Raw genomic sequence first — 15697 nt, forward strand, 5'->3', positions numbered from 1 at the left:
TTCCCTTCTTTAGAGAAAGTCTATAAAATGTCTTCTGAATTTTAGATGCAGAGTAGAACCTATGATAAGCAATACGAAAGTCAGTATCCAAAAATAAACTGTGTACTCCCATTGGCTGACAAAATACCATTCTGATCCCACGTATGCAGCGCGGTATCCTGATATGACATAATACAAAGGATTTAACTTCATAATAAATTGTATAGAAGGCATATCTATAGTTGCAATAGGCCATAAAACTCCTGATAAATATAACACCATTCTTAATGCAGATGCCAAAAGCATATGCAAATCTCTCACTATTGTAGAAAGTGTAGAGGTAATTAATGACAGTGCATAAGTGAATGCAAACGTCGCAAAAGCAAAGTAAATTAATTGCAAATAATATAGATTAATCGAGAAACCCGAGAAATTGAAAAAAACCATCGCTATTACAATCATGATTAAATGGATGTATAGCTGCGAAAAAATAACGAAACTTGGGATGACACTCATCGGAAAATTCATTTTAGAGAGCATGCGTAAGCGTTTATAAATCGACTTAGAACCTTGAATAGTGGATTGGAAAAAAAAGAACCATACAATGAATCCTGCCACCATCCATAGAACAAAGGGTACTTCAATCTCACCCATTTGAATGTCAGCCCGATGTCTTAAACCATATCCAAATACAAACCAATATATTGCTATTTGAATTAATGGATTTATTATTTCCCAAAGTACTCCCAAGTAATTTCCTTGGTTAGCACTTTTTATTTCATATAACGATAACCTTCTGATTAAGAAGAAGTGTTTAATCTGCTCTTTTAACACTATTATTGCTGATTTCATAAGGTATTCCTTCCTCAAATAATTCTATCTATTCACATACTTATCAAATTATACTAAGGTCAATGAAAAAACACAACCTAATTCCGAAGCTCTATCAATACGGCTGCTCCTCTTCAATCATCTGCATAACCTATACTTAAATTAACTGTACTTATTATCTTCAAATACAGTATCCACCACCTGCTTTGCTGCATCACCAGATTCCAATCCACAAAAACGCTGGTAGAAATCCTGATAGTTTTTGTCTGCAGTGATGTCTGCTTCTTTCGCTCGATTTATCTCTTCAATAACTCCTTCGGTGGTTTTCACCAGTGGACCAGGGGCTTGCTCTTCAATATCGAAATAAAAACCTCTTAATTTGTCCCTGTATTCATCGATATCATATACATAGAAAATGATTGGCCTATGCAAATTCGCATAGTCAAAGAAGACAGATGAATAATCGGTAACCAGGATATCTGCCAGCAGGTATAGTTCGCGAATATCTTCATGCATAGAAAAGTCATATGCAAAACCCTTGTAAGCTGACAAATCCAGGTTCTCTGCAACTAAATAATGCATGCGCAGCAGCAGGATATACTCCGAATCCAGGTTTTCTTTCATTTTTGACAAATCAAGCGGGTTGTCAAACTTATAGCGTCCTTTTTTATGAAATTGGTTGTCTCTCCACGTCGGTGCATAAAGGACGATTTTCTTATCCAAGGGCAAATGATATTTTTGTTTTAAAGCTCTCATGGTTTCTACATTATTGGCATGGTACAAATAATCATTTCGCGGGTAGCCTGATTCAATCACGGTTTTATTAAAACGAAAGGCTCTTCGAAAAATTTCTGTGGAATACTCATTCGGCGACACGAGATAATCCCATTTCGCTGCTTCTTCTGTGAAATTGCGTTTGTATTTCTCGGTGGTTGTCCCTGGCATATGGACTTCCTTCATGTCTGCCGCCAGTTTTTTTAATGGTGTGCCATGCCAAGTTTGAATATAGGTCGTATGCCTCGGTTTTGGTATCCACAAGGGCAGTCTGCTGTTGGTGATCCAATATTTGGCTCTTGGCATGATCATCAGCCACCTCAGGGATAGTCTTCTTACCGTATTCAATCCTCTTCCCTCAAACAAGTGCTCGTTGCGTTTATCGACACTCCAATAAAAGGTATAATCCATATCTTGCTCTTTCATATACTCATAAATGGCGCGTGGATTGTCACTGTATTGCTTCCCTAAAAAACTTTCGAATACCGCCAATTTTTTATTAGGGGGAAGCTTTGTCATTATCCAAAACAGCATTTGGTAAATTCTTACATAAATTCTTTTCAATACATTATAAAGCGATGCTAATAAGGAAGCCATTATATTCCTTCTCCTTTAACATGTCTTATCGCCATTTTATCTGTCTGCAATCGTTAAGTAAATTAATAACATAACTGGAACTTATCAATAAATAACAGGACTGATTTTTTCAGCCCTGTATTTCCTGCACTACTATTTGTTAAACACTCGATTGACAACTTTCTCGGCGGCATTTCCCTCATCCCATGCACAGAACCTTCCATAAAACGCATTGTAACGTTCTGCGTAATCTTTACTTAGTTCTTCGATGTTTTCAATGGCTTCGATTATTTGTATTGTGTTTTTCAAAAGTGGACCCGGTGCTTCCTTTTCAATGTCAAAATAGAAACCACGCAAAGTATCCTTATACAAATCCAAATCATACGTATAAAAAAGAATCGGCCTTTTTAAATTGGCATAATCAAAAAATACGGAAGAATAATCTGTGATCAATATATCGGATATCAAATAAAGATGACCTATATCATCATATTTGGAAAAGTCAAAAGCAAATCCATCAAATTCACTTATATCCAATTGATTTGCTATGAGGTAATGCATTCGAAGAACAACAACATAGTCATCGCCCAATCGAGATCTCATTTGTTCTAAATTTAATTGAAGATTAAATCTGTACTTGCCTCGTTCAAAAAATTCATTATCTCGCCAAGTCGGCGCATATAAGACGACTTTTTTTTCTTCCGGTATGCCCAACTTGGTCTTTAGTTCTTTTTGCAGTTGCTCCATATCAGGGGCTGAAAGGATATCATTTCGAGGATATCCCGTTTCCAACATTTCATTTTGAAATTGAAAAGCACTCCTGAATATTTTCGAAGAGTAGGCATTCGGTGACACCAAATAATCCCACTTGCCCGCTTCCCGGACAAAATTACGCTTATATTTAACCGTATTCGTTCCCGGCATACTAACCTCATCCATATCTGCAGCCAGTTTTTTCAATGGTGTACCATGCCATGTCTGTAAATAGGTTGTTTCCTGCCGTTTATTTAAGTAGTTGGGCATCCGTGCATTGCTTATCCAAAACTTGGCTCGCGCTACGTTGTAATAATAACGAAGACTCAACCTTCTTACTTTCTTAGGGTTGCCAGGAATATCTTTATTGAGATCATTCAAACTCCATACGTATTCAAATTCCGGGTAATGTTTCCTCATATATTCGTAAATATATTTAGGGCTGTCATTGTAATTTTTACCTTGAAAACTCTCCAGTATTACCATATTGTCTTTTACTGGCATTTTCATGAACACCAGACGATACAACCCGATAAAAAATTTATTTTTACTTTTTGTCATGTTTCTGATTTGCCTTAAATTGTTGTGTAATTTAATTATCGCCTTATACTTATGCAAATCTTTTGTTCTCAACGTTCTCATTTCTTTACGAAGAATGACTGATTTATTTTTAAGGAGATTTTCATCTACTTTTTTCGCTCCGGCTTTTAGTAAGTCATAAACTTCTTCGATGTTTATTGTATTCTTGATGTATATCGCGATTTGCTTTCGATAATAATTTAAAAATTGTCGATCCAGGTACCTTCCTGCAATAGGGACTTCTTTATATGCTTCTCGCAAGGAATTGTAAATTTGTAAAAAGTCTTTTACTTTTTCTCTACTCTCTGATTGGTTTAACGATGGATTATGAATTGGGTCGTTTCGTCGGCGTTTATAATAAAAGCTGTTTTTTACTAACAGGATATTCTCAAGATTTATCAAGGCAGGAACAAGAAATGCCAAATCCGAGTGATGTTTTACTTGTTCTGAAAAACGCAGCCCATGTTCTTCAATGAAATCTCGTGCGACAAGCCGATTAAGCACTGATCTGTTCTTAAACAGTTTCGCCCTTTTTTTCTTGTATAGAACAGTTTTATCCTTTGGAGTCGTTTCTTCCTCCAGATTACTTGTCTCGTCCTCGGCTGAATATTTTGGAGACTCCAGGTCTTGTGCATCTTCCTGCAACATTTGTTTTTCTTCTTTGTTAGTTGTTCTGTCCGTAGCAGTAATATTTGATTTCCCGACAACCATTGTGAATCCTTCTGCATTCCTCAACAGGCTTCCCAAAGTGTCTTCAGCTATATAATCATCACTGTCTAAAAAATAAATGTAATCCCCACTTGCTTGATCTAGCCCTTTATTACGTGCAAATCCTACACCATGGTGTTTTTCCAGGGTGATGACCTTCACTCGCTCATCCAAAAGATAAAAATCTTGAATTATTTGTTTAGTCTCTGTTTTCGAATTATCATCGACAATGATAACTTCAAAATTTTGATAAGTTTGTTCCAAAACGGAATTTATACAATCATTTAAATACATACCTGTATTACTAACAGGTATTATGACTGAAATTTTTTTCATTATGTCCACTCCAAGAATAGAATTTCAATTTCAATATTATATCATCTAGGTATAAAGCAGTAAATCATATAAATAAATTGCATTATATCACTTCCTTATATATTTACTAATAGGAAAAGGATAAACTATGAAAGAGCCTACACGACTATACCCATATCTATCCTTATCCAGGTACTTTAGTCCTCATAAATAGTGTCTAATAATAGGGAAAAATAACCTTAACAATTTTAGTGAATCTTGCCATAATAAACTATATGTTTATGCTAATGAGGTGATTGATAGAGACAATATACTATGGAAACTTCACAGAGGATTGATAAGTGATTCCTTTTATCAAACTGGAATGTAATCACTCTACTATAATTAGAAAATAATAGAATATAAAATTTCATAATTATTATATAGAATAACTACACTTACTACTCATCTTTCCTATTACGTTGTCAGTAACTCAGCCAAGATTCAATACTACATGGGGGAGAGAGATTGAAGAAAATAATAAGAATAATGGCTTACCTGCTGGTATTTTGGGTATGTGCACACTTTTTCCCTTCCTTTGCTTCAGCAGCTCCGGGTGATAATTTACAGGGGATAGGCTTACAGGACTCAACACCCGTTTATGCAAAGACATCGACTAATTCGACCGTATTGAAATCATACGAGCGGGGAACTTTGCTACGCTATAGTACTTATAACACTTCCTGGTATAAAGCAACGGTCTATATTCGCGGGAAAGCGACAACTGGATATATTCGTAAACGGGATGTCGAAAATGCCGTAACTCCCCAGAGCGATATGCAAGGCGTAGGAAACGTGAAGCCTACGAACGTATATGCTTTAGCATCCAATTCTTCTAAAGTGTTAAAGTCTTATAGCAAAGGAACCATTCTTAAATATAAGACATTTACTTCGAACTGGTATCAAGCCACGGTTTATTTAAACGGCCGTGCGACTGCTGGCTATATAGATGCTAGCGATGTAGAAAATGCAGACAACTCACCGGCCAGTCTCTCGGGGGTCAGTCTGGATGATCCAGTCAAGGTTTATCAACAAGCGACTGAAACGAGCAATGTTCTGAAGTCATATGGACAAGGGACAATATTAAAGTATCAAACTTTCACTTCCAATTGGTACAAAGCCACTGTATATGTCCGTGGAAAAGCCAAAACAGGTTTTATAAGCAAAAAGCAGGTAGAGAATGCCGACCCAGAACCTACCGATTTATTGGGGGTTGGTTTGAAAAGTTCCACTAAAGTGTATGATTCTCCAAACAGCAATTCCAATACACTGAAAGCATACAGAAAAGGGACAATCCTACAGTACCGAACATTCACTTCCGAGTGGTATCAAGCTACAGTGTATGTGAATGGCAAGGCGAGAACCGGATATATTAGTAAAAATGACGTGGAAGATGGTGAAGTGTCTCCAACAGCTTTGGAGGGTATTGGAGTTAATAATCGCACCTTTGTATATGCACAAGCCTCCACCGATTCTGAACAGCTGAAAATCTATAATCAGGGGACAATTTTACAATACGAAACCTTCACCTCCAATTGGTATAAAGCAAAAGTGTATCTCGATGGCCAAGCCAGAACCGGTTATATCGCCAAAAACGATGTGGAGAATGCTGATGATCAGCCGACTACGTTAAATGGTATTGCTGCCAAAGCGCCGACCAAGATATATACTTCGCCGGTAGGAGCCAACACCATTAAATCATACACGCAAGGTTCCTCGCTTAAATACCAGACGTATACTTCAGGCTGGTACCAGGCAACCGTTTATGTCAATGGCAAAAAACAATCAGGCTATATCAAAAATTCTGATGTTGAAAACCTGGAAGCTGTTCCAAAGCAGCTTCAGGGATATGGCGCCAAAAGCCCTACCAATGTCTATGCCACTCCTTCGACTTCCGCTTCTGTGTTGAAGTCTTACGGCCATGGGTCTGAATTGAAGTATAAAACCTATACTGCCAGCTGGTATCAGGCAACTGTCTATGTCGATGGCAAAGCAAGGACTGGTTACATTCATAAAAATGATGTCAGCGATACACCGCAAACAGTCTATCAGACTACGGAATATGATCATACATTCAGCCAGGCTGCTGACATCCAGATGACAAGAACACCAAAGGCAAATGGCTCCGGAACGATTCCGGCCACCAGAAGCCAAGTCGAGTACTACATGAATCCGGACAATTTCGCTAAAGATGCATCAAGCTACTTTCAATTCTTGAAGCTATCACATAGTGCGCAATTAAGTGCCAATGAAATCAACAGCAAAGTACTAAACAACAAAGGTACTTTGACAGGAACAGCAGCTGCGTTCATCGAAGCGGGCGAAAAGTTCAACATCAACGAGGTTTACTTGATGGCCCATGCCCTGCACGAGACGAACAATGGCAAGTCTGCATTGGCTGCAGGTGTAGGTGTTGATACGAAAGGGAATGTAGTGGGCTCGGGACAAACACCAGCTTATACAGTGTATAACATGTACGGCTACGGTGCTTATGACGGCTGTGCCCTTTCCTGTGGTGCCAAATATGCCTTCGATCATAATTGGTTTACCCCGGAAGCTGCAGTTATCGGCGGGGCTGAGGATGTAGCGAAAAACTATATTAATAGAGGTCAGGATACGCTTTATAAAATGCGCTGGAATCCTGCGAATCCGGGCGTACATCAGTATGCGACTCATGTTTCCTGGGCAGTGAGCCAGACGACAAAGATAAGCGATATCTATTCCTTATTGGACAACTATGTATTGAATTACGATATTCCGCAATACCGCAATCAACCAGAGACTGGAACAATCAGTGAGCTTCCTGCAGGAGTTTACGGGGTCACCACCACCAGGTTGAACTTCCGGACAGAGCCGAATTCCTCTAGTGGTGCGACAATTATTAGTACGCTGGATAACGGTCAAAAAGTAGAAGTTCTTGGATCAAATGGCAACGGCTGGTACCAAGTGAAAGTCGGCAGTCAAACAGGATGGGTTTCTTCTTCCTATGTTGATCTTCTGAACCTTCTGGAAGTTACGGCTTCCTCCCTGAATGTAAGAACCGAGCCTTCTACTAATGGAGGTCTGGTCGGCGGTCTGAGTAACGGAACCCTGGTCGCTGGGATGCTCGACAGTAATAACCACCTAAGCAAGAATGGTGTATGGTACCAAATCGACTATAATGGCTCAGCACGATGGGTAAGTGGAGGAAATAACGGAGAATACATTTCCGAAAAATAGTTGAAAGCATAACATAAAGAGAGGGACAGCGTATGGATTTTCCATAAAGTCCCTCTCCTTTTATGAGCAAAATTCTTTACATTAGAAACTATTACCTCTTGTATATTCTTAACAAACCGTTTACAATTTATAGTGTTATGGGTAAAAAAAAGTATAAACTATGCTATGAAATCTTAACTTTTGTAGCATTGATTCCTTAGGGAGGTTTCAATAAATGAAAAAAGTAATCACTTATGGCACCTTTGACTTGCTTCATAACGGCCATATCAATATACTCCGCCGTGCCAAAGAGCTTGGCGATCACTTGACTGTTGCTATCTCGACCGATGAATTCAACGCGATTAAAAATAAAAAAGCATATCACAGCTACGAAAACCGCAAAATGATTTTGGAAGCTATCCGCTATGTGGACGAAGTCATTCCTGAAGAAGATTGGGAGCAAAAGATAGACGACGTACAAAAGCATGATATCGATATCTTTGTAATGGGTGACGACTGGGAAGGCAAATTCGACTTTTTGAAAGATTATTGCGAAGTCATTTACCTGCCCCGCACAGTCGGCATTTCCACTACAAAAATCAAAAAGGATTTATTTAAAGTAAACAATGGCTAGAGAACTGGTGATATCCAGCTATCTCTTTTTCTTCAGGATGCTTTTCAACTTCTTCAAGTTGTTCCCGCTCAAGGAAAAAACCATCATGGTCGCTTCCTTTGGGGACAATATCGCCACAGTAGCGGATGAACTGAAACGTTCTGGTCAAGAGCAAATCATTGTATTAAAAGCAGAAGGATGCAAGCGGGACTTTGCGGACGATTCTCAAGTCTTAATCAAGCATTTTCGTCCATCCCACCTGCTGCAATTCTTACAATCTATCTACCATTTAGCCACATCCAAAGTGATTTTCGTTGATAATTACTTTGGATTTTTATCTGTCACCGATTTTAAAGCGGGAGTTTCCTGTATACAGCTTTGGCATGCTGCGGGCGCCATCAAGCAATTCGGATTGAAAGATCCTTCGATTGAAACACGCAGCAACCGTGCCAAACAGCGGTTTCAGGAAGTATACCGTCGCTTTCATTATGTGGTGGTCGGTTCAGAAAAAATGGCTGGTATCTTTCGAAAAAGCTTTGGCCTGAACAACGAGCAAATTTTGCGGACCGGTGTTCCAAGAACGGACTTCTTTTTTGATAAATCGCACACTAAGCAAATCGAGCAGGAGATAAAGCAAAGGTTTCCGGTTATCGCAGGGAAACAGGTGATTTTATATGCACCTACCTTCCGTGATAACCAACTTCATTCCGCCGATATCGCTTTGGATATTGAACAGCTTTACAAGAGCTTAGGTGATGAGTACGTCTTGTTTTTGCGTCTGCATCCGGCAATCAGGGCAAATCTGGATAACAAGTACAATGATTTTGTCGTAGATGTTACAGACTATGAAAATATCAATCACTTGTTGTTGGTCAGTGACTATTTAATCACTGATTACTCTTCCATTCCTTTCGAATTCGCGTTATTGGAAAAACCGATGATATTCTTCAGCTATGATTTGGCAGAATACCAGACAGCACGCGGTTTTTGGGAAGACTATAAACAAAACATTCCAGGACCAGTTGTTTCCACGACAACCGAAATTTCTGACATCATAAAAGAAAATCGTTTTGATATGGAGAAAGTGCGTAACTTTTCTGCTCAATGGAACCAATACTCGCGAGGAAATTCGGCCGCCAACCTGGTCCAATACCTCTACAGAGAGGAAGAGCAACAACAGCGGGTATCGGAACAATAATCGCCGTGATAGGAGTGTACTCCTATCACGGTTTTCTCATGGAGACTAGTTGTCGTTCCTATGTAAATCAACGGAACAGCTGGAAGAATGATTGATCAGGGAGACATTAAGCGGGAATAACAGACGTCTTGCTGAGGGAGTGCAGTAAAGTCTTGCGGGATAGAAGTCCTTTATGGGGTTACAGTAAGCTGTCCACTGGCCATGAAAAGCGTAATACAATTCCCCCACGCCCTAATATGCAGGAACACAAAAAGAGCTGCTTCACAAGCCTTTAAACGGCTGATGAAGCAGCTCTTTTCTATGTTTATCGTTTCGCCTTGGCGCCTTCCAACAAACGCAGAATCGGGCGATAGTTTTCACTGATAAGGCCTGTCAATTCAACTACAATCTCTACCAGTATCGTCAGTGCCAACAGGGTTATCGTCGATCCCCAAACGGTCGATTTGGTGAAGATGATGGCCGCGATGCTGAACAATCCGCTCATCGCATAAATCAGGATAACGGTCTGTTTATGGCCAAAGCCTAGTTTCAACAGACAATGGTGCAAATGCAGCTTATCCGGGGCGGACAGGGGCTTGTTTTGGATGATGCGGCGAACAATCGCAAAGAAAGTATCTAAAATCGGCACGCCCAAAATGATAATCGGGACAATCAACGAGAACAACGTTACGTTCTTAAAGCCAAGCACCGAGAACACACCGATCATGTAGCCTAAAAACAATGCGCCAGTGTCGCCCATGAATATTTTGGCCGGATGAAAGTTGTAAACCAAAAATCCGAGCGTGCTTCCAAGCAGCATCAATCCCATCAAAGCGACGAACGTATCACCGAGCGATATCGCCAAGCCGGAAATCGTGATCAGAGCAATGGCCGAAACACCGGCTGACAGTCCATCCAAACCATCAATCAAATTGATGGCATTCGTAATGCCGACAATCCAAATCAAGGTGATTGGAATGCTCATGTAGCCGAATTGCAGTGTCTCACCGAAAGGCAAATTTATGAAAGTGATTTGTACGCCATTGAAAACGACGATTCCTGCAGCGATCAGCTGAACGGAAAACTTCACTTTGGCTGACAACTCGAACAAGTCATCAAGAAAACCGATCGTGGTAATCAAAATGGCACCTACCAGAATCGGCCAGTCATACTGACTGACTGGGTCAAACAAGTAAAAGCCGATAAGGAAACTGATAAATATCGCCAAACCGCCTAACCGCGGCATTAATTTGCTATGAATTTTACGGTAATTCGGCTGGTCGACCGCACCGATGCGGATGGCCAGTTTTTTAACCAATGGTGTTATCGCCACCGATATAATAAAGCATAATAGCAATGCTATAAATTCCATGGTCGGTCCTCCTGAATTTCGAGCCTATCTCTCTCTAGTTTGTTTGTCTTTTAATATGACGTGGGTCACTGAAAATAGGTTTCATAGTTTCGTATTTTTTTTGCTTTTGTTACTATAGCACAATACGGGATAAAAAACACGGTTTCCCGAGAAAATTTTACAATTGTTTCAATATAGTAATGAAAATAACCTCTTAAAATGAATCAACATCTCCCTGGTGCAAATACCAGTCCTCAAGCCTGCACCCTATCGTTGTATTCTCTAGGGGATGAACAACAAGCGCGAGCGGGTGGTCCTTTACCTTAAAGCCCTTTGAAGCGAGGGCATTCGCTGATGGAGTTTCAGGCAAGGCCCAGCTCTGTACCACGTCGCAGTCTCGCAATTGGTGCAATGCTCCCTGCAATAATTCCTGCCATACCTTTTCATCGTCAATCGCCAGCCAGTCAACAATTGTTCCGACGGCCACGCTGCCATGATTGAGTTGTTTCCCTTCCTTTTTCACGACTACATAGCCTGCCAACTCCGCTCCCTGACTAAGTGCTGCCATGTGATACGTGTTGTCCGGATGCTGGTGGTAACGCCAATTCAAGTACCTATCGCTCCGGCGGATCACAACCGGCCTGATTGCGGACAGGCGGTCGGCCAGATCAGTGAAACGCCCGTCACATGCTGTGACGGTTTCCAGTCGATATGGAACAGAAGACAGTCTCCTTTGTTTGCTGATTGATTTTTTATAAATACTGCCCAGCGGTTTCGCAAGGCTGGCAAGCTTTATCATCCCCGCAGCCAATGTAAAAGGATTTTGTATGTAAACAAAGCGTGACACAGGACCCGCTTCCTTTGCTGGTGTGCGGGTAAGGAGCAATTCTCTCGCTTTCGGCGCAGGGAAACCATATAGCAGCTTGATTCCCGACTTTCTGGCTTCGGTAAACATCGCTTCATTCAACTGCTGATATATTCCTTGCCCCCTGTTGTCTGGATCAACCATCGTATCGACACGCAATCCTGCCAGATGCAGTTCACCTTTAATATATACTTCGCTTACCCATAAGGCAATGTGGCCGGCGATACGGTCGCTTTTTTCAAAAACCAAAATCCATGGATTAACCGGGTTGGGATGGTTAACGTATTTCCATTCCCAACCTGCTAACGAGCGCTCTTTCCCGAACACTTTGGTGTACAGCTGTTGGATTCCCTCTCGATCCCCCGGCTGAAAAAAACGAATGGCCATGCTATCCTCCCCTTTTGAAGTGCTCATGCATGATCGATAAAATCGGTCAGGATTTCCTGCAGGCGTTGCTTTCCCGATTGAAAAGGTTTCGGAACGAAATGGCTGGCCTGGTGGATGACAGCCTCGAGTCGATCGCCGTCATTCCAACTTAAAATGTGGCCTTGGGCAGTGAATGCTTCCACCAGCTGAAGCTGGTGATCATCATTATGTTCGCCGTACTTTTTCAGACGGGGAGCGGCAATCACCTTTTTCCCCTTTCTCAATCCAGTAATGACAGAACCGGTGCCTGCATGGGTGATAACCAGGCTGGCATCATCGTATAAAGCTTCCATTTCTTCATAGCTGACAAACGGTTTCAATGTCATCCGTCCGCTTTTATATGGTGTGTGGCCGTGTTGGACGATGACCTCTTCTTGGATGACATTTTCCTGTTTGAGCCGGTCCACTTCATCAACCAGGCGGGTGAAAGGAAGTTCGTGCGTGCCTAAAACTACTAGTATCAATAGATTGACCCCCCGTACACTGCCTTCGGATAAATGTCCTTCATCGATTCCCATTGCACGATGAACAAATCGGAAATCGGATAAACCATCCGGCCGGACAAGGTGGGGCTGGTTGATTTGGCAAAGCTCTCGATGAAGATGATTTTGCGCCGGAATAATTTTGCCAGGTAACACATCGGCACCGCTGTGTGTGCTCCTGTTGTGATGATGATATCCGGACGGTGCTTGAGAAAGATGAACAAGGATTTGATCGTATTATAGGTGAATTTGTAGATATAGCGGATCGGATAATTCCGTGCCCCGTACATCAGCAGGGAAACCGGGTATTTTTCCATCAACTGTTCGGTGATCTCCGACTTTTCGGTTACAAGATGGTATTGGTAGTTTTTGAACAAGCCTTCCAACTGTAGCAGCTGGGTAAGATGTCCGCCTATAGATGAAATGAGAAGCAATTTTTTCTGTTTCATCCTGTCTCGCTCCTATCGATGGTAGATTGAAATAAGCTGATCCAACAATTTATCCTGATCGTTTTCCTGGGCTTTCTCTTCTCCCTTGATGACAAGTTGATCACGAAGCTTTTCGCTCGTTATCAGTTTCTCCAATCCATCGCACAGTGATTCATGGTCTTTGGGCTGCACAAGTATACCGGCCCCACCTTTGAGCAGATGGGCAAGACCGCCGACATTGCTGCCGACGACAGGGGTATGGCACGACATGGCTTCCAGTGCCACCAACCCGAACCCTTCCATATGGGAAGGAATGATAAAGATGTCGGAAGCCGCCATCCAGTCCGCCACCTCCTGTTGTCCTTTGGGACCATGGATGGTCACATCCGGGATATCCTCCCTGTCGATTTTCTCCTCGATTCTCTCCAGGAATTCTGGCTGCTTGGCTGCTCCAATGAGATGCAGTTCCAATTGATCAAACGTTTGTTTTAACTGCTGGTAGGCACTCAACAGCTCCATCAGCCCTTTCGCTTCAATCAGGTTGCCGACATACAGCAGTTGTATCCTGTCTTTCTCTAGACCCAACATTCGTTTCGCTTGTGGTTTAGGAACCGGCGTGAAAATCTGCCGGTTGACTCCCATATTCAACACAGTCACTTTTCCGGCATCCACTTGATAGCGGTCAAGCATTTCCTGTTTTAGTGTTTCCCCTACTGCGACGATATGGTCCGCATGCTGCAAAATCCGTTTTGTCTGCTGAAAAAAGAACTTCCCCTTTTTCGCCATTTTGTCCAGATCGCCGCCATGGCAGGTAACAATCAACTTGGTTCCGAACCGCTTTTTGAACCAGAGGCCGAACAATCCGCTCGGGAAAATATAGTGGGCATGGATCAATTGATAGCCTTTTCCCTTGCGAAGACTGATCAGGCCGATGCGTATCATCCAGGTCGAGTATTTTTTCAACAGTTGGTGTTTTCGCATACCCGGCTCCGTAATCGCTGCGACATCGATGTCCAACCCTCGTTTTCTTAAAGCTTCGACCTGATTGCGGACAAATATACCGAAGGTCGGACTGTTTTTCCCTGGAAACATGGTACTCAAGACAAGGACATTTTTTAACGGCATCTGCTCCCCTCCTATTCTGCCGCCGCTGCCAGCTTCCTTGCAGACTGGACGTGGCGTGTCTGGTTGATGACATACGCAAGCATCGCAAAGTAAAACAGTGTGAACGAGTCATTTTCCCAGATGTTGTAGACCAGTCCGGCAACATAGGAGCCAAGCAAGACGGCAAGCAGTACCGTGGCTGTCTTCAGCTCGCTTCGTCTGTTCCACAACAGGTAAAGCATATTCAGTAAAAACACGGCAAACACGATGACGCCGAATATCCCGGTCTGCACGATGACTTGGATGTACTGATTGTCTGAATAAAACTCACGATCGATATTGTAATCTTCATAAATCGGTGAACCGGCATTCAATGTAGCCGAATCACCAAACGTGGCAAAACCTGTCCCGATCACCGGATTGTCCTGGAAGATGGTCCAACCCTTTTCGATGATGTACAGACGGCCTGCACGTTTGCTCCCCTCCACGGCATCCTCGTTGAAAGTCTCCCGCATACGGTCGGAGAAACCGCCGTCGCGCTCGTCGTACTGTTTTTGCGTGCTGCGTTGGGTTTGCCCGAAATCGGATGCTTCAATCGTGCTCGCCAGCATATTGGCAGGGACGCCGATGAAGATGATTCCGGCTGCCAGAGTGATCAAAGTCGTCCTCAGGATTCGCCAGTTCCTGGTCAACGCGATATAAATCAACAGGCCGACAGTAAAGGCGAGCCAGGTCCCGCGCGAATAGGTAAGAAACCAGACACCCATGTAAAGAACCAATGCCATGTTGGCCACCCAGACCATTTTGCCCCGCAAATAAGTGCGTAAAAAGAGTGTCAAAATGAACGCAAAAGACAAGTAGTAAGCGAGCAGGTTAGGATTGCCGATCAATCCATAGATCCGAATCCGATTGATAGCGGAAAGCGGCATGTTTTCCCATGTCGGAGGAAGCAGCCACCCGCGCAAAGAGAGCTTTTCCACCAGTCCGTGCAGGCATATTACCACGGCCAGAATCACGGTCGCCCAAAGGAACCGGGCGATATCCTGTTTCGTGATGTCCATCCGCTTGACGACATAGTAGACAAGGTAAAACAACAGGAAGGATCGCAGCTGCAACACCAAAGCCGTAATCGAAACGCCGGACACGAGCGCAGAAACGGCGCCGATAAAACAAAAGGCGAAAAAAGCGAGTTCAAACCATTGGAACTTCACAAGTGAACGCCAATCGTGCCGGTATTTCAGGATGGTTTTTACCAACAGGATGAAAATCACGGCATCTCCGACAAGCTTCAGGATCGGGTTGAATTCGACCAGAAAGGGACGGATCGGAAAATAAACAAACAGCAAAATCAAGGCGTTTTTTTCCTGAAAATAGCTGTAGGTGACAAAGGCTGCAATGACGGCCAGTGACACGATGAGGTTGTCGAGCATCATAGCGGCCAGTAGAATAAGCAAGGCGGCCGGTACGAATCCGATTTGTTTGATGCTGATGTTCATGGT

General features: G+C 42.5%; 11 protein-coding genes and 1 pseudogene. 3 read left to right on the forward strand and 9 right to left on the reverse strand.

Annotated features, from left to right (window positions below; translation table 11 throughout):
* Positions 1-9 precede the first annotated feature (9 nt).
* From F6X55_RS11580 to F6X55_RS11590, 3 genes and pseudogenes are all read right to left on the reverse strand, one after another.
* Entirely contained in the window at positions 10-831 is an 822-nt protein-coding gene (locus tag F6X55_RS11580) for an ABC transporter permease (RefSeq protein WP_153463441.1), read from the reverse strand.
* Between the two features lie 141 nt (positions 832-972).
* A pseudogene (locus F6X55_RS11585) lies at positions 973-2130 on the reverse strand (CDP-glycerol glycerophosphotransferase family protein); the annotation flags it as partial.
* Positions 2131-2313: 183 nt separating this feature from the next.
* Entirely contained in the window at positions 2314-4536 is a 2223-nt protein-coding gene (locus F6X55_RS11590) for a bifunctional glycosyltransferase/CDP-glycerol:glycerophosphate glycerophosphotransferase (protein ID WP_153463445.1), read from the reverse strand.
* 486 nt (positions 4537-5022) lie between these two features.
* Here F6X55_RS11590 and F6X55_RS11595 point away from each other — a divergent pair, with 486 nt between their 5' ends.
* The 3 genes from F6X55_RS11595 to F6X55_RS11605 all read left to right on the forward strand — a co-directional run bounded on the left by F6X55_RS11595 (position 5023) and on the right by F6X55_RS11605 (position 9563).
* Positions 5023-7773 carry an SH3 domain-containing protein gene (locus tag F6X55_RS11595; protein ID WP_153463446.1) on the forward strand — a complete coding sequence of 917 codons (2751 nt, stop codon included), beginning with the start codon at positions 5023-5025 and terminating at the stop codon, positions 7771-7773.
* 214 nt (positions 7774-7987) lie between these two features.
* Positions 7988-8386 (forward strand): glycerol-3-phosphate cytidylyltransferase, encoded by a 399-nt coding sequence (gene tagD / locus F6X55_RS11600; RefSeq protein WP_026570729.1) that lies wholly within the window; start codon positions 7988-7990, stop codon positions 8384-8386.
* Positions 8387-8423: 37 nt separating this feature from the next.
* Positions 8424-9563 (forward strand): CDP-glycerol glycerophosphotransferase family protein, encoded by a 1140-nt coding sequence (locus F6X55_RS11605; RefSeq protein WP_272914948.1) that lies wholly within the window; start codon positions 8424-8426, stop codon positions 9561-9563.
* Positions 9564-9867: 304 nt separating this feature from the next.
* Here the strand turns inward: F6X55_RS11605 and F6X55_RS11610 are convergent, their stop codons facing one another.
* From F6X55_RS11610 to F6X55_RS11635, 6 genes are all read right to left on the reverse strand, one after another.
* The gene (locus F6X55_RS11610; RefSeq protein ID WP_026570731.1) at positions 9868-10914 is read right to left on the reverse strand and encodes a glycosyltransferase family 4 protein; all 1047 of its coding nucleotides are present in this window, start codon (positions 10912-10914) and stop codon (positions 9868-9870) included.
* A gap of 193 nt (positions 10915-11107) precedes the next feature.
* The gene (locus F6X55_RS11615) at positions 11108-12145 is read right to left on the reverse strand and encodes a GNAT family N-acetyltransferase (protein ID WP_161993079.1); all 1038 of its coding nucleotides are present in this window, start codon (positions 12143-12145) and stop codon (positions 11108-11110) included.
* 23 nt (positions 12146-12168) lie between these two features.
* Positions 12169-12648 (reverse strand): PssE/Cps14G family polysaccharide biosynthesis glycosyltransferase, encoded by a 480-nt coding sequence (pssE, locus tag F6X55_RS11620; protein WP_153463452.1) that lies wholly within the window; start codon positions 12646-12648, stop codon positions 12169-12171.
* Positions 12645-13115 carry a PssD/Cps14F family polysaccharide biosynthesis glycosyltransferase gene (pssD, locus tag F6X55_RS11625; protein ID WP_026570734.1) on the reverse strand — a complete coding sequence of 157 codons (471 nt, stop codon included), beginning with the start codon at positions 13113-13115 and terminating at the stop codon, positions 12645-12647. Before pssD ends, pssE begins: the two co-directional genes overlap by 4 nt.
* 12 nt (positions 13116-13127) lie before the next feature.
* Positions 13128-14219 (reverse strand): glycosyltransferase, encoded by a 1092-nt coding sequence (locus F6X55_RS11630; RefSeq protein WP_153463454.1) that lies wholly within the window; start codon positions 14217-14219, stop codon positions 13128-13130.
* Positions 14220-14230: 11 nt separating this feature from the next.
* Positions 14231-15694 (reverse strand): O-antigen ligase family protein, encoded by a 1464-nt coding sequence (locus F6X55_RS11635; protein ID WP_051382146.1) that lies wholly within the window; start codon positions 15692-15694, stop codon positions 14231-14233.
* Positions 15695-15697: the final 3 nt, after the last annotated feature.

This window comes from Sediminibacillus terrae (genome assembly GCF_009602435.1).
GTDB classification, from domain to species: Bacteria; Bacillota; Bacilli; order Bacillales; family Amphibacillaceae; genus Sediminibacillus; species Sediminibacillus terrae.